20 protein-coding genes and 3 pseudogenes are annotated in these 16784 nt (G+C 69.6%); 11 read left to right on the plus strand and 12 right to left on the minus strand.

Features of this window, described 5'->3' with window-relative positions; genetic code table 11:
* Nucleotides 1-550: 550 nt before the first annotated feature.
* Together FCI23_RS43765 and FCI23_RS43770 are read left to right on the plus strand one after the other, a co-directional pair.
* Nucleotides 551-883, plus strand: coding sequence for a hypothetical protein (locus tag FCI23_RS43765; protein ID WP_136729624.1), 333 nt, complete (start codon nt 551-553; stop codon nt 881-883).
* Between the two features lie 227 nt (nt 884-1110).
* On the plus strand, nt 1111-1431 hold the full coding sequence (locus FCI23_RS43770) for a helix-turn-helix domain-containing protein (protein WP_169317233.1): 321 nt from the start codon (nt 1111-1113) through the stop codon (nt 1429-1431).
* A gap of 165 nt (nt 1432-1596) precedes the next feature.
* Here the strand turns inward: FCI23_RS43770 and FCI23_RS43775 are convergent, their stop codons facing one another.
* The 3 genes from FCI23_RS43775 to gdhA form a co-directional block, all read right to left on the minus strand.
* Nucleotides 1597-2487, minus strand: coding sequence for a GNAT family N-acetyltransferase (locus tag FCI23_RS43775; RefSeq protein WP_246144641.1), 891 nt, complete (start codon nt 2485-2487; stop codon nt 1597-1599).
* Nucleotides 2488-2845: 358 nt separating this feature from the next.
* Nucleotides 2846-3160 (minus strand): STAS domain-containing protein, encoded by a 315-nt coding sequence (locus tag FCI23_RS57350; RefSeq protein ID WP_169317234.1) that lies wholly within the window; start codon nt 3158-3160, stop codon nt 2846-2848.
* A 347-nt stretch (nt 3161-3507) separates the two neighbouring features.
* Entirely contained in the window at nt 3508-4872 is a 1365-nt protein-coding gene (gene gdhA, locus FCI23_RS43790) for an NADP-specific glutamate dehydrogenase (protein WP_136729629.1), read from the minus strand.
* Between the two features lie 401 nt (nt 4873-5273).
* Here gdhA and FCI23_RS43795 point away from each other — a divergent pair, with 401 nt between their 5' ends.
* Nucleotides 5274-5999, plus strand: a complete 726-nt coding sequence (locus tag FCI23_RS43795) for a hypothetical protein (protein WP_211265719.1) — start codon at nt 5274-5276, stop codon at nt 5997-5999.
* Nucleotides 6000-6173: 174 nt separating this feature from the next.
* On the opposite strand, the gene FCI23_RS43800 is transcribed toward FCI23_RS43795, so the two are convergent.
* Genes FCI23_RS43800 through FCI23_RS43810 form a run of 3 tightly spaced genes read right to left on the minus strand, consistent with a single transcriptional unit; the run spans nt 6174 to nt 7408 of the window.
* A complete protein-coding gene (locus FCI23_RS43800) occupies nt 6174-6584 on the minus strand; it encodes an SRPBCC family protein (RefSeq protein WP_169317235.1) in 411 nt (136 codons plus the stop codon).
* Between the two features lie 2 nt (nt 6585-6586).
* Nucleotides 6587-6934, minus strand: coding sequence for an ArsR/SmtB family transcription factor (locus FCI23_RS43805; protein ID WP_136729631.1), 348 nt, complete (start codon nt 6932-6934; stop codon nt 6587-6589).
* Between the two features lie 12 nt (nt 6935-6946).
* Nucleotides 6947-7408 (minus strand): SRPBCC family protein, encoded by a 462-nt coding sequence (locus FCI23_RS43810; RefSeq protein WP_169317236.1) that lies wholly within the window; start codon nt 7406-7408, stop codon nt 6947-6949.
* Nucleotides 7409-7785: 377 nt separating this feature from the next.
* Between FCI23_RS43810 and FCI23_RS43820 the strand changes: the two genes are divergently transcribed.
* From FCI23_RS43820 to FCI23_RS61155, 3 genes and pseudogenes are all read left to right on the plus strand, one after another.
* The gene (locus tag FCI23_RS43820) at nt 7786-8055 is read left to right on the plus strand and encodes an L-threonylcarbamoyladenylate synthase (protein ID WP_407646120.1); all 270 of its coding nucleotides are present in this window, start codon (nt 7786-7788) and stop codon (nt 8053-8055) included.
* A 343-nt stretch (nt 8056-8398) separates the two neighbouring features.
* Nucleotides 8399-9049 carry a carbonic anhydrase gene (locus tag FCI23_RS43825; RefSeq protein WP_136729635.1) on the plus strand — a complete coding sequence of 217 codons (651 nt, stop codon included), beginning with the start codon at nt 8399-8401 and terminating at the stop codon, nt 9047-9049.
* A gap of 88 nt (nt 9050-9137) precedes the next feature.
* Nucleotides 9138-9467 (plus strand): annotated as a pseudogene (locus FCI23_RS61155) (carboxylate-amine ligase); the annotation flags it as partial.
* A 12-nt stretch (nt 9468-9479) separates the two neighbouring features.
* Here the strand turns inward: FCI23_RS61155 and FCI23_RS61160 are convergent.
* Complete coding sequence (locus FCI23_RS61160; protein WP_246144643.1) at nt 9480-9704, minus strand: hypothetical protein; 225 nt, start codon at nt 9702-9704, stop codon at nt 9480-9482.
* 560 nt (nt 9705-10264) lie between these two features.
* Between FCI23_RS61160 and FCI23_RS64205 the strand changes: the two are divergent.
* Nucleotides 10265-10887: pseudogene (locus FCI23_RS64205) on the plus strand (fasciclin domain-containing protein).
* A gap of 142 nt (nt 10888-11029) precedes the next feature.
* On the opposite strand, the gene FCI23_RS43840 reads toward FCI23_RS64205, so the two are convergent.
* From FCI23_RS43840 to FCI23_RS64215, 3 genes and pseudogenes are all read right to left on the minus strand, one after another.
* A complete protein-coding gene (locus FCI23_RS43840; RefSeq protein WP_136729637.1) occupies nt 11030-11296 on the minus strand; it encodes a hypothetical protein in 267 nt (88 codons plus the stop codon).
* Between the two features lie 255 nt (nt 11297-11551).
* Nucleotides 11552-11710 (minus strand): annotated as a pseudogene (locus FCI23_RS64210) (hypothetical protein); the annotation flags it as partial.
* On the minus strand, nt 11638-11982 hold the full coding sequence (locus FCI23_RS64215) for a DUF4394 domain-containing protein (protein ID WP_407646117.1): 345 nt from the start codon (nt 11980-11982) through the stop codon (nt 11638-11640). The pseudogene FCI23_RS64210 and the gene FCI23_RS64215, both read right to left, overlap by 73 nt.
* A gap of 547 nt (nt 11983-12529) precedes the next feature.
* Between FCI23_RS64215 and FCI23_RS43850 the strand changes: the two genes are divergently transcribed.
* Nucleotides 12530-13060 carry a hypothetical protein gene (locus FCI23_RS43850; protein ID WP_136729638.1) on the plus strand — a complete coding sequence of 177 codons (531 nt, stop codon included), beginning with the start codon at nt 12530-12532 and terminating at the stop codon, nt 13058-13060.
* A 64-nt stretch (nt 13061-13124) separates the two neighbouring features.
* Entirely contained in the window at nt 13125-13832 is a 708-nt protein-coding gene (locus tag FCI23_RS43855) for a DUF1775 domain-containing protein (protein ID WP_136729639.1), read from the plus strand.
* A gap of 138 nt (nt 13833-13970) precedes the next feature.
* Here the strand turns inward: FCI23_RS43855 and FCI23_RS43860 are convergent, their stop codons facing one another.
* Both FCI23_RS43860 and FCI23_RS43865 read right to left on the minus strand, forming a co-directional pair.
* A complete protein-coding gene (locus tag FCI23_RS43860; protein WP_136729640.1) occupies nt 13971-14378 on the minus strand; it encodes a hypothetical protein in 408 nt (135 codons plus the stop codon).
* A 248-nt stretch (nt 14379-14626) separates the two neighbouring features.
* The gene (locus FCI23_RS43865) at nt 14627-15316 is read right to left on the minus strand and encodes a TetR/AcrR family transcriptional regulator (protein WP_136729641.1); all 690 of its coding nucleotides are present in this window, start codon (nt 15314-15316) and stop codon (nt 14627-14629) included.
* Between the two features lie 292 nt (nt 15317-15608).
* On the opposite strand from FCI23_RS43865, the gene FCI23_RS43870 reads away from it, so the two are divergent.
* Nucleotides 15609-15902, plus strand: a complete 294-nt coding sequence (locus tag FCI23_RS43870) for a hypothetical protein (protein ID WP_136729642.1) — start codon at nt 15609-15611, stop codon at nt 15900-15902.
* 487 nt (nt 15903-16389) lie between these two features.
* Complete coding sequence (locus FCI23_RS43875; protein ID WP_136729643.1) at nt 16390-16716, plus strand: thioredoxin family protein; 327 nt, start codon at nt 16390-16392, stop codon at nt 16714-16716.
* Nucleotides 16717-16784 lie beyond the last annotated feature (68 nt).

A 16784-nucleotide genomic window follows, 5' to 3' on the forward strand; every position in this document is an offset into this window, starting at 1 on the left:
GCCAAACCCTTCACCTGGACCGCGACCGCCGACGAGATCCTCGCCAAGGTCCGACTCGTCCAGACCAACATCAAGAAACTCGTCGACAACAACGCGAAGTGACACAAACAGGATCACGAGACACTAGAAGGCTGGATCCCGGATGGCTACATCACTCTCGTAGGGTGAGAGCACGCAACGGCAGATTTCCTCGGGTCATCACTTTGGGCGGACTCGACCGAGAAGCCATGCCAGGAGGAATCACGGGCGTTTGCGATCCCGGCTCTACCAATAGGCCGAACATTCCCCGCCCCGTTTCACGGACGTTCGCGACAGTAGGGCCTGATAGTGGTGTCCGCATCAGTCAACCACCAACCGTATTGCAGGACGGACGAAATGGCCTGCGGGTACATCTCGCACCGGGGCAGGAGTGTCGGCAGTGAGTAATCCTCAGCATCGACGTCGGGGGCCTCATCGCGGTCCGCTGCACAAAGAACTTCGGACCATTCTGGCGGCCGCCGGGCTGCCCTCCGCTGGCCGTGACGACCGCTATCGCGCTTGCGGTGTCGTGGTGACCGACGACGGCGACTCCGCCTGGGTGGAGTGGTTCGTCTCGCGCAGTCTGCGCCGCGCCGCGGCTGACGAGCAGATGCGCGGGCTGCCGATGGCGGCGGCCGACCGGGCGCACGAGTCAGCTCGTCGCCACTTGCATGCGGCGCTGTCCGCGATTCTGACGGAAGCCGGATACGTGGTTGAGGCCGAGCGGGTCGGGATGACAGGAGCCCTGGTCGTCCACGCCAAGCGCGGGTCCGCGGCCACTGTGCTGGCCGCAGACATCAAGCGGATCCTCGCCGATCTTCACACAGGCGCAGAAGAAGATGGAGGACCGGCGCCCTCGGAGTGACCGGACTCACGTCGAGCCGGACCCGCAGAGTATCGTGCCGCACGCCGCCCAGCCACCCGGTGCAAGGGACGCTTTGCGGCAGAAAAGCATTACACCAGAAGGCTCATGACGTTCCATGAGGTGGCGACGATGCCTTAAAGTGGTGTGTACTTGTACCAGCATGGAGTGCGTGCCGGCCTCCCCAGCACGAAGGGACGGGACCCATGGGGACGTGGGATGATCTCGGCATGCCCCGGAGCAACAACGATCAGCTGCCGGCGACCTACGTCGCATCCGGTAACTGGCCGTATGCCCGGCTCGTCGAGGATGCTCCGGTCAGCGCCTACTACGGTCAGGCGTTCGCGCGGAAACTCGCAGAGGCCATGGCAACCTCCGAGATCGGACTGAGGACCCTGGGAGACAAGGCAGGGGTATCGCACGCCACCATCAGCAGGTTGCTGCGAGGGATGGTGCTGCCCGATATCGGGACTGTTGCCCGCCTCGAAGTAGCTCTGCGCACCGGCCTGTGGCCTGGGCTAGCCGCTTGGACGGATCGAGACGATGCCTGACCGTTTCGGCTCGCCGGTGACCGGCCATGGTCCTTAGCTTTTCGAGTCGGTTTCTGGCATAGGCCGTGTTGTCGCTCGTGATGAAGGACTGGCAGTGGGTCGTCCCGGTGATGGTGGACGCCCTCGTCCGCGCTCGCGGCCGCATCGTCGGCGGTGCGCCGACGCTCAGGGACGGCGGGTGAAGGACCAGAGCCGGTCCAGCTCGGTGAAGCCCATGGATTCGTAGAGCCGGTTGGCGGCGGTGCGGTCGTGCTCGGGGGCGCCGGGCGGGGCGTCGTCGTCGACGTAGGCGATCACCTCGCGGGCGCCCTCGGCGGCCAGGTGCGTGAGGCCCTGCCGGAGCAGTCGGCGGCCGAGTCCGCGGCCGCGGTGCGCGGGGTTGGTGCTGATCCACCACAGCACGCCGGTCCCGTCGACGGGGCGGCCGATGGTGGCCTCGCCGACCAGGGTGCCGTCGCTCTTACGCAGGTGGAGTTGCCAGCCGGGCGGATCGTAGGACTCGCGGACTCTCGCGACGGGGTAGGCGTCGGTCGGCAGCGGGCCGTCCAACGGGCGGTGGATGTAGCGCCAGGGGCCACGGCCGGTGAACCCGGCTGCCTCCAGGGCGCGGCGGGTCGCCGGGCGGTTGCGCACCGGCAGACCCTCCAGCCCGAGGCTGAGCGCGCAGGCGAACTCGAACGCGTGCACCGTGCGCGGCCCGAGCTGGCCGAGCGCGTGGCCGACGAGGGCCTCGGCGACTGCTTGGTCTTCCTCCTCGCTGTGCAGCCACAGGATCAGTCCGGCCCCGTCCCCCGGGCGCTTCGCGTAGGAGACGACCCCCCGCACCCGCCCGGACGGGTCGTGCACGACATCCGTGCGGACGTTGTCCAACTCCGCCCACCAGCCGCCGTCCACCGGCGAGCGCCCGGCCAGGGCCTCGGCGAGCGTCGCGGGCGTTGCCTCCGGCTGCCCCGGCAGCCGGTCGGCCTCCACCAGCGCGAGCACCGCCTCCTGGTCGCCGGCCCCGTACGCCCGCGCGGACAACTGTGCCGCCGCTCCGACGGTGGTGATCGCCACGCTCGCGCCTCCCTTGGGCTGTCTCCCCCCGAGCCTGCCCCTGCCGGCACCCGGACGCCAGAGCACTCGCCGCTGCGGGCCCAAGATCCACCATCCGCCGCCTCGAATCGCCGATGCCACGCGTCCGGGCATCTGACCGGCGATGTCCTGACCGCACGTCCGCTCACGACGACGTTCGCGGCTGAGGTTGGGACGGGCTGGCCTGGCGGCCCGGCTGGTGGGTGATCACCGCATGGCAGCGCGGTCGGGGCCAGGGACGCGACGGCGTCTGTGCTCGGCCAGGTGCTCCCGCTTGCCGTGGTGGCGTCTGAGCGGCAGAACAGCCCTCTTCACATCACAGGCCCTGCGAACATCGTCGTTACTCGATCGTGAACGCACCGCCGGTGTGCGACAGGCGAAGAAGCCGGGCCAGAGCGCGCGGCACTGCCCGCAGGTGCAGGTCGGCTCCGCTGGCTCTCGCGGCGCGGGCGGCGCTCAGCAGCGCGCCCAGCCCGGCGCAGTCGCAGAAGGTCAGGCCGGAGAAGTCGACGGCGACGTGCTGGTGCGTGGTGACGGCGGCGAGCAGGGCGTTCCGGACGTCGGCAGCGGTGGCGACGTCGAGTTCCCCGGCCACGGTCACCCGACAGCTGTCGGGTCCGGTGGCATGGACCGTGACATGGATCGTTTCGGACACCGGCGCCCCCGATGCGATGGCGGGCACGGATGGATGGGTCGCGTATCCAGGAAACGCCTGACCAGACGCCCTGTCCACCACCTGGGTGTGCTGAGCGGGGCCTTGGGGCGGCTGCTGGGCGCGGTGGCCGCATTCGAGGCCGGGAACGTCGCCGCCATGCTGCCGATCCTGCGTGCGAGGCCCCCGGTCACAGCAGGACGCGGCCATCCCCATCGTCGTTCGCCGCCGCCATTGCGGGCGTGGTGGGAGAGGGGCGAGAGCCGGTTTTCGTTCGGCCACGTCGTTTGGGGTGTGGGCCTGCCGTCGACCCTGTCCCGCGGGGCCGGGCATGCTGCGCGGCGTTGGGACTACACCACGCCGAGGTCGAGCATGGTGTCGGCCACCTTGAGGAAGCCGGCGATGTTCGCCCCGAGCACGTAGTTGCCGGGAGCTGCGTAGTCCTCCGCCGTAGAGCGGCAGATGGTGTGGATGTCGGTCATGATGGCGGCCAGCCGCTGGTCGGTGTAGTCGAAATGCCAGGAGTCGCGGGAGGCGTTCTGCTGCATCTCCAACGCCGAGGTGGCCACGCCGCCGGCGTTGGCGGCCTTCCCGGGGGCGAACGCGACGCCGGACTGCTGGAACAACCGCACCGCCTGCGGCGTGGTCGGCATGTTGGCGCCCTCCGCGACCGCCACCACGCCGCCTGCCAGCAGCGTGTGTGCCGCGTCCTCGTCCAGCTCGTTGTGGGTGGCGCAGGGCAGTGCGACCGCGCACGGCACGTCCCAGATCGACCCACCCTGGATGTAGCGGGCCCTGCTCAGGGTGTTCGCGTACTCCTTGATCCGGTCGCGGCGCCGCAGCTTGACGTCCTTGACCAGTTCGACGTCGATGCCGGCCTCGTCGACCACGTAACCGTCGGAGTCCGACATCGCGATGACCCTCCCGCCTAGCTCGTGCACCTTCTGCGCGGCGTGGATCGCGACGTTGCCGGAGCCGGAGACCACGGCCCACAGGCCGTCGAGGCCTTGGCCGCGCTGCGCCAGCATCTGGGAGAGGAAGTAGACGGTGCCATAGCCGGTGGCCTCGGTGCGGACGTGGGAGCCGCCCCAGTTCAGGCCCTTGCCAGTGAGGACTCCGGACTCGTACCGGTTGGTGATCCGCTTGTACTGGCCGAAGAGGTATCCGATCTCGCGGCCGCCGACGCCGATGTCGCCGGCAGGCACGTCGGTATGCTCGCCGAGGTGCCGGTACAGCTCGGTCATGAACGACTGGCAGAACCGCATCACCTCCCCGTCGGAGCGCCCCTTGGGGTCGAAGTCCGAGCCGCCCTTGGCGCCGCCGATCGGCAGCCCGGTCAGCGCGTTCTTGAAGATCTGCTCGAAGCCGAGGAACTTCACGATGCCGAGGCTGACCGAGGGATGGAAGCGCAGGCCGCCCTTGTACGGTCCGAGCGCGGAGTTGAACTCCACCCGGAACCCGCGGTTGACCTGTACCTGCCCGGTATCGTCGACCCACGGGACACGGAAGACGAGCTGCCGTTCCGGTTCGCACAGCCGCTCCAGCACCCGGGAATGCAAGTACTCCGGATTGCGGGCAAGGACCGGCTCCAACGACTCCAGCACCTCCCGCACGGCTTGGTGGAACTCGGGCTGCCCGGGGTCGCGTGCCTCGACGGCCGCATAGACCCCGCCGGTCAGGCGGAGACCTTCGGCCTGCCCGCACTGCACTGTCATGGACGTGCCTCCATCCGCAGAAACGCCACATGCGCCCCAGCCGTATCCTGATGGCCCGTCATGGCCACCGGGCCATCCTGCCCGGCCGGCGCGCCTGTCCCGGCCGCACCGCCGCAGGCGCTGTCGGAATGACCCCGATGGCCGCCTGCGGAAGCGGCCGCCCCCCGGCGCGGCCGCGAAAGGGCTGTACCCGGATCGCGGCCTGGCACAGCCGCTGGGCGCTGCCGGGGAGGCCCGCGCGCGGGTGCACGTCATCGTCGATGCCCCGGGGGGGCAGTCGGCCACCCACGTCCTGCGGGCATGCGCAGCGGGAAGATGCGGGAGGGGCCCATTGCGGGCACGGTGGGAGGAGTGGGGCGAGAGCCGGTTATCGTCCGGTCACGCGGTTTCGGGGTGTCCGCGTGGGACCAGCCGAGGGAAAGATGATGACAGCAGCCATAGACGTGCTCGTCCCGGCACTGCGCGAGGTCCGCGAGGCCGAAGCCGCGGTCGCCGACCGGCTCAGGGCGCACGCCACGGTCACGCCCGCCGAGGAGTACGGCCAGACCTTGGGGTGCCGCATCGCCGGCGCCCGGGGCCACGTGCGCCGTATCGACGATCGCCTGAAGACGTTGCAACCCCGGGGGCTGGTGCAGACCGTCTTCGGCGGTGCCGTGCACCTGACCGGGATGGCCGTCCGGCTGCCCTTCGAGGTGGCGATGGGCATACCGGCCGCCCTGCTGCGGGGAAAGGCCACGCAGCGGCAACTGCTGAAGAACACCGAGCGGGAATACGGGATCACCGCCTTCGCCGTGGCGACCTGCCGGGCCGGCGAACACATCGCCCAGGAAATCGGCGACACCGACAGCTTGGACCTGCTCGACTCCATCCGCCGCGACGACGAGGACCTCCTCGAACACCTCGGCCTCACCCTCGAACAGCGCGCCGAGGCGGTAGTGGCCGCCACCACCACCGACGGCGACTGGGAGCCGGCGGGCCTCACCGACGCTGCCCAGGTGGTCCGCACCGGGGCGGGCCGTGTGCGGGAGACGGCCGAACGCTGGGAGCAGAAGGCTCGGGACGCGGCCCAGGGCACGGCCGACCGCGTGCCCGGCGCGCACAACAGGGCCCGCCGAAGGGCGCTGTGATCGCGGAGAACCAACTGCCGATCCCCGACTACGGCGCGCTCAACACCCAAGCCCCGTATCCACCGCTGGTCTCCACCTCGGCATGGATGGATGCTCCCAGCCCCCACCACGCACCGATACGACAGCCCGACGGCAACGAGTCCGGGCGCTCGCGTCCACCACCATGCAGCTGGGTCAGCCGACCGCAACGCGCAGCCGCCCGAGCTGGTGCTCCCAGCCGGCGCGGTGGTTGCCGATGTGGGTGGACGGCAGGCCGCGGTGCGTGAGTACGACCATCGTGTCGTCGCCGTCAGGGGTCAGCACGACCTCGACGGTCGATCCGCCGGGCGGCAGCGCGTCGCTGCCGGGGATGCCCCAGCTGAACACCACGCGGTACGGCGGCTCGACGGTGATGTAGGCACCGTGGGCGACGACCTCGCCCATGTCGAGTGAGAACACGCCGCCGGGCTGCGGGTCGAGCTCGGCCCGGTCGCCGATCCACTTGACGAGGAGCGCGGGGTCGGTGAAGTAGGGGAAGACCACCTCGGGCGGTGCCTTGATGTGCTCGGTCGCGACGATGACGTCATTGCGGATCTGAGCGGTCACGGCTACCTCTTCGGTGGTCGGGGATGGGCCGTCTCGACGGCCTTCTTCAGGCGGCTGAGGGCGTCGGGCCAGAACTCGGAGAGCAGCTCGCGCACCGGCTCGAGCGACTCGTGGCGCAGCGCGTAGAGGCGGCGGGTTCCCTCGCGGCGCTCGGTGAGGAGGCCGGCCTGCTTGAGCACGCCGATGTGCTGGCTGACCGCCTGCTGGGTGAGGGTGAAGCTCGCCGCGATCTGGCCCGCAGGCAGCTCGGAGTGCTGGACGAGGCGCAGGATCTGTCGGCGGTGCGGGTCGGCGAGCGCCCGCAGCACCGCATCGGGTGCCGCGGGCGTCGACTGCTTCCACTCGGCCATCGGACTAGGGTCTCAAACCCCGAACGGGGTGCCGGTGCCGGTCTTGGCGAAGGTCTCGATGCTCGCCATGAAGTACGTCCAGGCGGCGACGCAGGAGTCCCAGCACTCGAGCTGCGAGGTCAGGCCGGCGTGCCGGAAGCGGAGCTCAGTGCCGCTGTCGGCGGGGACGATGTCGAACTCCATCGTCGTGCCGAGCCACTCCTGCGTGTGTCCGGTTGGTGTGGTCCCGTCGGGCGCGATGGACTCCCAGACCACGCGGGTGGGTCCGGCTTCGAGGACGCGCATCGCGTTGACGCCGTGGTCGCCGAAGCTGGTGACGAGCGTGCCGCCGACTGCTCCATCGCCCTCGGTCGGGCCCCACCAGCGGCTGACGCCGGCGGCGGAGGTGAAGAGCGCCGACGCGGTGTCGGGGCTGGAGGGGAGGTTCAGGACCGTAGTGAAGTCCTCGGTCCGCGTGCTGGTGGTGCTGGTCATCCCAGTCTCCTCTCGGATGTACAAGTTATTTATTGTACAAGTTAGTAGTTGTAAAGATAGTAGAGCTCTGTCGCGTGTCAAGAGGGGGCTCAGCCAAGGAGAGGCCAAAAGCCACATCGAGGGGGCAGAGGCTGATTGAGCCTGCGGAGGCCGTCACCCGTTCGGCGCAACGTCGTTGGGCGTGGTATCGGCTTGTGGCATCTGGGTGGGGTAGGGCGTGACCTGCCTCCACCAACTTCTCCAGCGCGATGTTGATCAGGTCCGCCGGATTGTTCTTCGCCTCCGCCCCGGCCCGGATCGTCTCCGGCCACCGCGCGGGCACGGGCCCGTCGTACTTCGCGCCGAGCCGCTTGCGGATCACCCTTCGTCTGTTGTCGATGGTGGCGGGGAGCATCCCAGGCTCGCCCCGGCGCACCGCCACGGCGGCCTCGCGCAGCCCGGTGGCACAGCCGTCGCCGCAGGACTGCGATGCCGCTCAGGGCATGCTCGGCGACTCGGTCGCCGTGTACCTGGACGGCGGGCCCACCGAGGCCGCCGTCGCCTCCTCCATCGTGGATCTCACCGGCCCGGTCCCCATCCTCAAACGCGCGGGCGCGATCAGCGCCGAGCGCCTGCGCAAGGTGGCAACCGACCTCCAGGAGCCGTGACCCGGCGCGCCAGCGGCGGGACACAGCGGCATGGCCTGCCTGGTGGAGCCACCCGTCCGGCGGACGCCGCGATCGCGATGGCGTCGTTGTGCACTGTGTGGCGGTCCACGGTGAACAACGCGTCCGCGGTAAGCCGCCGGACACCGCGCAGGTGCCCGGCGGCGACCGGCCCTACCGGTGTGACCGGGTCCGCCACGCGCTCAGGCTTCGGCTGGAAGCCGCCGCCGCCCGGCGCCTGGGGATACCCGGCGGCACAACGACGCTCAGCCTCGCTTCGCCGCGCCCATGCCTCCTTTGGCGGCCCCGCGCAGTAGTGAGCTGGGCTTGGCAGTAACCTGCGGCCGTGATCGCCGCCCCGCCCCTGGCCCCGTCCGAAGCCTTCGAGCTGCTGCTGGCCGGCAACCAGCGCTTCGTCGCCGGCACGCCGCAGCACCCGAACCAGGACGCCGCACGTCGTACCGAGACCGCCCCCGGCCAGCGCCCGTTCGCCGTGCTCTTCGGTTGCTCCGACTCACGGCTGGCCGCCGAGATCATCTTCGACCGGGGCCTGGGGGACCTGTTCGTGGTCCGCACCGCAGGCCACGTGGCGGGGCCGGAGGTGCTGGGCAGCATCGAGTACGGGGTCAGCGTGCTGGACTGCCCGCTGGTCGTGATCCTGGGGCACAACTCGTGCGGTGCTATCGCGGCCACCCGTGCCGCCCTGGCCGACGGCGTCAGCTCCACCGGGTACGTGCGCGACCTCATCGAGCGCGTCACCCCCAGCGTCCTGGCCGCCCGCGCCGCCGGACTCACCCAGGACGACGACATCATCGCCGAGCACATACGGCACACCGTTGACCTCCTGCTGGACCGCTCCCGCGTGCTTGCCGACCAAGTCGCCGCTGGCCGGACGGCCGTGGTGGGCCTGTCCTACCGGCTGGCCGACGGCAGCGCCCGACTCGTCACCACCCGCGGCCTGCCGGCGGAGGCGGTTGCCGCAGGCAGAGACGCCTGAACGGGACGAGACCGAAGGCCACCCGGCATACAGCCGAGGCCGTCGCCCCGTCCTGGACGGTCAGCCGTGGCTGCCTGTCCTGGTGGCCATGTCGGCGAATTCACCGCTGTGGCACGAGTCGGACACCGGCTTCGCCAGCTGGCGCACCGTGGTCTTCGACAGGTGGCCGGTCAGCGGGCCTCCGCCGTTGTTCCGTGACGCGGCCGACTACGAGCACCGGGTCCAGGCATTGTTGACGAGCGGCGTCATCCGCGACCGCGGCCAGCTGTACTGGCAGGCGCGCGTGTGCGAGCACTACCCCACCGTTGAGGTGCGCGCCATGGACGTGCAGCTGCGGGCTGACGACGCCGTCATGCTGGCCGGCATAGCCCGCGCACTGGTCGCCACGGTCATTCGCGAGGCGCGGATGGGTCTGCCGTTCCCCACCCCGTCACCCGGGTTCCTGGCCGCGGCCAATTGGTACGCCGCCCGACACGGCACGGCCGATATGCTCGTCGATCCACTCACCGCACAGCCGCGCAAGGCTGGCGACGTCGTCAGCCTGCTGATGGCCTACCTCGAACCCGGCCTGCAGGAGTCGGGCGACGCGGGCCGGGTCCTTGCTCTCGCTCGTCGGCTCCTGCAGGAAGGCACAGCAGCGGACAAGCAGCGGCACGCTCTGCAATCGAGGGGAGCCAACGCTCCGCCTGGAGCGCCGCTCCAGCCTCATAAGACACTGGGCACAGTCGGGAGGAAGACGGTCCGGTTTGCGGCGATACTGAGGGGGACAGGGCTCTCGTCCGAGGGGAGCAGCTGTGCGTTATGTGCCGATGGCTCGCCTACCCGGGATCGCCCGTCCTGCTCGAGGACGTCGTCTACAAGCCGGAGGCCGTGCAGCACGTCGTCGCAGATCCGGGTCTCCAGGTCGCGCAGGTTCAGCGCGGCCGGCTCGCTGGCCCGGCCGGCGATGTCCAGTGCAGCGACAGCGCGAAAGCGTCGCGGCGGCCGCGCACGGTTCGGCGGTCGAGGGTGGCGAGCATCGCGATCAGGTCGGCCCGAGTGCACTCGCCTAGCCTGCAGCGCGTCGCCCTGGCCGTCCGGGCCGGCGGCGTTGAGTTGCGCGCGGCGGTTGATGACGCCCTGGATCAGGTGCCGCTCGGAGTCCAGCAGCGGGCGGCCGGCGGTGGCCCGCAGGCTGGCGAGCGTCGTGGTGTAGGCGGTGATCGTCTCGGCCGGATGCCCGCAGTCGGCAAGCCAGTTGGCGTAGTCGGCGACCGTGCCCGGGTCGGAGCGGATCCGGCCCCGGGAGTTGCACCAGCGCACGAACAGCCCGGCCCGGGACTCGCGGCCGGCCCGGGTGCCGGCCGGCACCGCCTCCGCCACCTTGCGCGCGGTCCCCTCATCAACGAGGTACCCGTCCGGCGTGCGGACATTCCCGGCCGGCACCGGGCCGCCGTCGACGGCGGCCAGCTCGACGCCGGACGCCAGCACCGCGGCGTACGCCGGCTGCGGGCGCCTCATCGGTCGACCCTGGTCGCCGCCGTCAAGCAGGCCGGCCTGGTCAACACCCTCCACAACGCCAAGAACATCACCGTGTTCGCCCCGACCAACGACGCCTACGCGAAGATCCCGACAGCCACCCTGACCAAGATCCTCACATCTACCACGTGGTGGCTGAGAAGGTGACGCCGAAGCAACTGGAGAGCGGCTCCTTCTACACCCTGCAGAAGGGCAAGCTCACCACCACCGGCTCGGGCGAGTCCCACAAGGTCAACGACTCCTCCAACGTGGCCTGCGGCAACGTCCAGACGTCCAACGCGACCGTCTGCATCGTCGACACCGTCCTGATGCCGAAGTAGCACCGGCCCCCGGAAACAGCGAGAACGGCCGTAGGGGCCGGGTTATCATCGGAGACGGCCCGGGGGGTCCCTACGGCATGGAACACGAAAGCTGCGGGCACCACCCTCGCCGGGTGATGCCCGCAGCCGCGTGACCGCTGCGTCAGAGAATCCACACGTTGTGAATGCGGATGTCGTCGAAGTCCCGGCGGTCGAAACGGTCGCGGTCGCAGTCCCTGCGGTCGAAACGGTCGCGGTCGAAGTCCCGGCGGTCGAAACAGCCGCGGTCGCAGTCCCCGCGGTCGAAACGGTCGTGGCCGAACGCCGAGGCCTGCGCGACGGCCGGAGCAGCCGAGGCCGTACCCATCGTCGGAACCAGGACGGCAGCGGTCATGCAGGCCAGCAAGAGGCCACGGGCAATGCGCTTCATGGACAAATCCTTCCCAAGAAAGCCGAATCGGACCAGGCCGACGCTATGACCACGTGTCACCCGCCGCCCCTCGGCACGGTCCACACGAGTGACAGGCGGCCCCGGCCGCCCGCACCGGCGCACGCGTCGCGCAGGGGGTGCCAGTGCTGGTTCAGGGGCAGGGCGAGGTCGGTGATCTGACGGTTCTGGGGGAAGGCGCCCAGGTCGTGGGCGGGGCCCGGTGAGGACGTTGATCTCGTAGGGGCGGGAGCTGCCGGCGGTGTCCTCTGAGGGCGGCGAAGCCCTGGTTGGTGCCGTGCTTGGGTGAGAAGTAGATGTCGAATCCGGCGTCCGGGCCGGGTTCACAGTGAGGTTTCCGGCCGGGGCGAGGGTGCCGGCGTTGGCGGGTGGCTGGAGGGCGACGCGGTCGGCCATGGTGTCGATGTCGAACAGGGTGGTCGCGGCGCGGCGTTCAGGTCGTTGTTGGTGTACGCGGCGCCGGTGACGCCCATGGCCGTGGACGGCGGCATGGTCGGGTTGGTCAGCATGCCGTCGACCGTGGTGCCGAGCGGGGCGGCCTTGTCGTCGATGGTGTGAGGCACGTTCTGGCCGGTGTCGCTGACCACCCGCAGACGGTTGGCCACCGGGTTGAAGTTGACGCCGAACCGGCTGCCGGACAGGGCCACCGTCAGCTGGGGGACCTTCATCCTGAAGGTGTCAGGTCCCGCCCCGCCCAGGCTCACGGAAGCCGCCTGAGCAACACGAACATGCTGGTCACAGGCCAATTCACTCGTCTGGCTCCGGGGATGCGATCACTGTGATGACGTGTCGCCTGACCCAGTAGCCCCGTCCTCACCAGCACGGATGGGCTCCATCCCCAAGGGCGTGGCCCCCTGCGAGCGGATGGAAGCGATCGCCTCAGCAAGCTGCTCGCACAGCGACCGGCCAGCATCGCCGGACCCGGTCGCCACCGCGGCCGGGTCCTGGAGGTCCTTCTTCTGACCATTCCCGCGCACACCAAGCCGTGGCCGAGTGGCCGCCGGTGCCGACGCTGGCGACCAGGACGTCGATGCGCGGTCGTGAGTCCGGCTTTCACCCCATCGGCGGTATAGCGGCCTTGTCGGGCGTCAGGCGGCCCGAAGACGTGGATGATGGGCGGGCATGGCAGCCAGAGGCAGTCGCGTAACCGGCGCCGGGTCGCCCCTGCAGGTTCGGGTGGCGACGAGGTGTTGGCACGCGGGCGTTTTCGCGGTGGTGAGCGCCGTCCTGGCTGCGGTGGGGCACCATCTGGCCGCCGAGGCGCCGGTGCCGTATGGGCCGCTGTCGTTCGCCACGGCCGCCCTCTTCCTTGCCGTCCTGCCTTGGGTCGGGCGGATCCGCCGCCTGCCCGGTGCCGTCGGCGGGACCTTGACCGGCCAGGTCCTGCTCCACCGCGTGCAGGCCGTCTACGGCCACCACGATGGTGCGATGCTGGGCATGCCGGGACACCGTGACGCTCACGGCACCCTGCTGATGCTCGCTGCCCATGCCCTGGCGGCTGTGGCGGTGGCGCTGCTGCTGCACGGCGCCGACCGCCGGCTGTCCGCGCTGCCGTCGGTTCTCGTACGCTCCCTCGCTGCCGTCCTGGCCCGGCTGCTGACCTGGTGTCTGTTCCGTCCGGCTCACGGCGCCGGACCCTGTGGCCCACGAGCTCCGCAAACCACACCTGTTGCCGGCCTCGGCACGGCGCTGCTTGCCCATTCCCTCGTACGCAGGGGACCTCCCGTTTGGCAAGGACCGATCTGAACCTGCCGATCTTCACGGACCGCGCCTGCCCGCGCGGACCGCCCGAACGAGGAGAGAATCCATCGTGCTTACCGCACACCCCTCCACCCGCGTGCGACGCCTCTGTGTGATCGCAGCCGCGGCGCTGGCTGCCGTCTTCGCCGCTGCCGGTCCCGCCGCCGCGCATACTGAAGTGACCGCTTCCAAGGCCCAGGCCCTGGCCGAGAACGTCACCCTGACCTTCACCAACGAGGCGGAATCCGACTCGTCCGGCTTCAGCAAGATCCGCATCGTGTTGCCTGCGGGTATCACCCCGGACGCGGTCACGGTCAAGGACGCCCCCAAGGGCTGGAAGCTGCGGCCCACCGCTGATGGGTACACCGTCGGCGGTCCCGCGCTCGCACCGGGGAAGGACGCCGAGCACAGCATCGTCGTGCGGCAGCTGCCGGACGCGAAGTCGCTGGCCTTCAAGACCCTCGACACCTACAGCGACGGCAAGGTGTCGCGGTGGATCGAACTGCCCACCGGCGGTGCCGAACCCGAAAAGCCCGCTCCGGTACTCAAGTTGAAGGCCGCCGCCCCGATCAACCCCAGCCCCAGTACCGGCGCGGGCAGCAGCCCCAACTCCAGCGGGGCGTTGGCCGCCGCGTCGGAGATCGGGAAGGAAAGCCCCGTGGCGCAGGAGACCGACGCTTCCGACAGCAACAACGGCACCACGATCGTGGCCGTCCTCATCTGCGCCATGCTCGCGCTCGTAGGCGCCGTGCTGTGGTTCAAGAGCCCTTCCGCCTGAGGCAACCGGCCAGCGCACTGCGGGGGCTCAAGCGGTGGGCGTGAGCCGTACGGGCGTGGCGCCGTGGGCGTTGTGCCGCTCGGCCCGACCTAGCAGGGCCAGCCGCTAGCCCCGTCCTCCGTATGTAGCTCGTGTGGGTTACATCAGCCGTGATCGCGGATCGAATCGCGGCTGATCCGACACCACTTCGGGGTTCGGTCGATGGGCAAGGCGTCCCCGATGCTGACTGGAACCGACCGGTTCAACATCGCTTGACACAAGCCTCGCGAAGCGATTCCCCCATGCGCGGAGTACCCGGCTAGCGTGTTCCTGATAGCACAGACCGGTCAGGTCCAGCTCGATGGGCCGGTCGGCGGGCAGTGCCTCCAGGGTGTCGAGCATCTTCGGTAGCCGCAGGAACGTCACGTTTCCGGTGAGCCGTACGGTGATCGCCCCGTCGCCGCAGTCGGCGACGGCGAATGTACGTCGGAGATCTCCCACGCGGCCTTGGCGACCGACGGGCCAGCCCGAGAACATGTTCACCGCCACGATGGCCACCGCGGTCAACCGCCAGGATCACGGCCTCCCCGCGGTGGGTGCGCCACAGCGGGACCAACTGCTTGACCGGCAGCAGAGCCCGCGTGGACCAGGACGCCGTCCAATACCGCGACGGGAATGATCCCGAGGACAGCGGGCAGTAGCGCGGCGAGCAGCAGCAGCCACACGCTCGTGTCGGGGAAACAGCCACCGAGCGCTGACTGCTGGCGAACGGGCTGTCGGTGATGAACGGGTGGTGGCGCCAGACCGGGAACAGCTCACCCTGTTCGCCCTGGACAGGCCGAGCGCTTGGGGGATGGCGGCCGGGTCGGGATGCATCCGTGCAGGAGGAGGTTGACGATCTGGTCGATCGCCACGTCGTCCAGTGGTTCTCGGCTCACCGTGGCGCGGTAGACGACGGTTCCTGCATAGAGGTCGACCATCAGGGCGGTGTCGGTTTCCGGTGGGAGTCGGCCCTGGGTGCGGGCCTTGTCCAGTAGTTTCACGACGGATGCGCGGTGTGGGGAGATCAGTTCGGCAAAGGGTCCGGTGCCGGAGGGGTCCTCGATCATGTCGGCGGTCAGGGCCGGAAGGATCAGGCAGGTGGGCATGGCCGAGGTGATCTCGACGGTGAGCCGGATGGCGGTGCGCAGGTCGGCTTCCAGGTCGCCGGTGTCGGGGAGGGGGCGAAGCGGGACTTCTCCGTTGAGGGCTTCTATCACCAGTGCGGCCTTGTTCGGCCACCAGCGGTAGATGGTGGCCTTGCCGACCCCGGCGCGGCGGGCCACGCCTTCGAAGGACAGGCGCCGGTAGCCGAGCTCGTTCAGCAGGGCCACGGTGGCTTGGAGGACGGCTTGGTGGGACTGCTGGCTGCGCCGCCTGGAGGGTGCCGAGGCAAGATTGGGGTCGCCGTTCCGGTCGGGCAGGCAAGGGTCCTGGTGGGCGCACGGCCGTCCAGGAGTGATCACCTTATGCCCCTTTTATAGATCATTGTGGTTTTGATTGACTTCAGCCTGATATGAGACTTACTTTGGCGATACGGAGCGTTTCGCTCCCTGGAGCTGTAACTCCATAGTTTCGCCATTTAATCCTAAATGGCCGGGTCTGCCGGAGGGCAGGACCGCTACGGCTCGTGCGAGTGGTCCGGTTCGGCGGGTGGACCATGGTGCACCGGATCCGCGCGCGGGATCTGATGCGCAGGAGCGCCGGTCACTCCGGCGCGAGGAACCGATACTCAACCCCTGGGAAGAAGGGGACATCATGCGCGCGTCCAAGATCAGGCGAGTGGTTGCTGCGGTATGCGCGGCGCCTATCATCGCTCTCGGAGCTTCGGCCGGCGCTAGCGCGGCCACCAACCAGGCCACTACCCACGCGCCTACCACCGCGGTGGTAGCTGCGGCCCACAGTCCCAACTGGGGCGGCGGCTGGGGCGACGGCTACGGCTGGGGCTACGGCGACGGCTGGGGCTACGGCGGCTGGGGCCACGGCTGGGGCGGTGGCTGGGGTCACGGCGGCTGGGGTCACGGCGGCTGGGGTCACGGCGGCCGCTGGTAGGCCGGGCACAGTGCAGCCCACCGTCAGCACGCAGCATTTTCCCGCTGCTTGATCCGGGTGCCCGAGAGTCTTCGGGCACCCGGACCCCTGTCCACCGGCTGCTGCGGCGAGACCAGCGGTGGTCCAGGCGCCGCCCATGACGGCGCCGTTTTTTGCCGGTGTGGAGGCGAATCGGGTCGGCACGGCTAGAGACAGGGCACAAGCACATGCCGCGTCCGGTGCTGCAGGACCCGGGCGCCGATGCCGGCCATAGGGCACCTCCTGTGGATGGCGTTGCCGAGGACGGTGACTTGCTGGGTGTCCAGGGTTCGAGGGTGGGCATCGTGCCTAGCGCAACGGGCGGGGTCGGTCTGGGTGATGAGGTGGCGAATGGCGGGTGCCCGATACTGGCCGTCCACCTCGGCCTGCGGCCGGCCGGGCAGCCGCTCGCCCGGGCTCCTGCCGCCGGCACCGCCCGGGGCACAGGTCGAGCGAACGGGAGTCATACGTGGCGCTGAAGACCGTTACCGACGTGAGTTTCGACGAGGATGTCCTCAAGAGCGACAAGCCCGTCCTGGTCCACTTCTGGGCAGAGTGGTCCGGCCCGTGCCGACAGATCGCCCCGAGCCTGGAGGCGATCGCCGCAGAGCACGGCGACCAGATCGAGATCGTCAAGCTCAACATCGACCAGAACCCGAAGACCGCTGCGAGATACAGGGACCTGCCCATCCCGGTGCTGAACGTCTATCAGTGCGGGCGGGTCGTTAAGACCATCGTGGGCACCAAGCCGAAGGCCTCCATCGAGCGGGAATTGGCTGCCTTCATTGCGACGTAGAAGTTGGAGTAGTCGACGATAGCCTGGGCACGCCGGACTGCTGTCAGCTTCTGGGCTTGTCGTGTCGG

Source organism: Actinacidiphila oryziradicis (assembly GCF_005047355.1).
Classification (GTDB): domain Bacteria; phylum Actinomycetota; class Actinomycetes; order Streptomycetales; family Streptomycetaceae; genus Actinacidiphila; species Actinacidiphila oryziradicis.

Coding starts and splice junctions, on each gene's coding strand:
- FCI23_RS43770 (WP_169317233.1), top strand. CDS start 1,111: ATGCCCCGGAGCAACAACGATCAGCTGCCGGCGACCTACGTCGCATCC.
- gdhA (WP_136729629.1), bottom strand. CDS start 4,872: ATGACAGTGCAGTGCGGGCAGGCCGAAGGTCTCCGCCTGACCGGCGGG.
- FCI23_RS43805 (WP_136729631.1), bottom strand. CDS start 6,934: ATGGCCGAGTGGAAGCAGTCGACGCCCGCGGCACCCGATGCGGTGCTG.
- FCI23_RS43810 (WP_169317236.1), bottom strand. CDS start 7,408: ATGACCAGCACCACCAGCACGCGGACCGAGGACTTCACTACGGTCCTG.
- FCI23_RS43820 (WP_407646120.1), top strand. CDS start 7,786: ATGGTGGCGGGGAGCATCCCAGGCTCGCCCCGGCGCACCGCCACGGCG.
- FCI23_RS43840 (WP_136729637.1), bottom strand. CDS start 11,296: ATGAAGCGCATTGCCCGTGGCCTCTTGCTGGCCTGCATGACCGCTGCC.
- FCI23_RS64215 (WP_407646117.1), bottom strand. CDS start 11,982: ATGAAGGTCCCCCAGCTGACGGTGGCCCTGTCCGGCAGCCGGTTCGGC.
- FCI23_RS43870 (WP_136729642.1), top strand. CDS start 15,609: ATGCGCGCGTCCAAGATCAGGCGAGTGGTTGCTGCGGTATGCGCGGCG.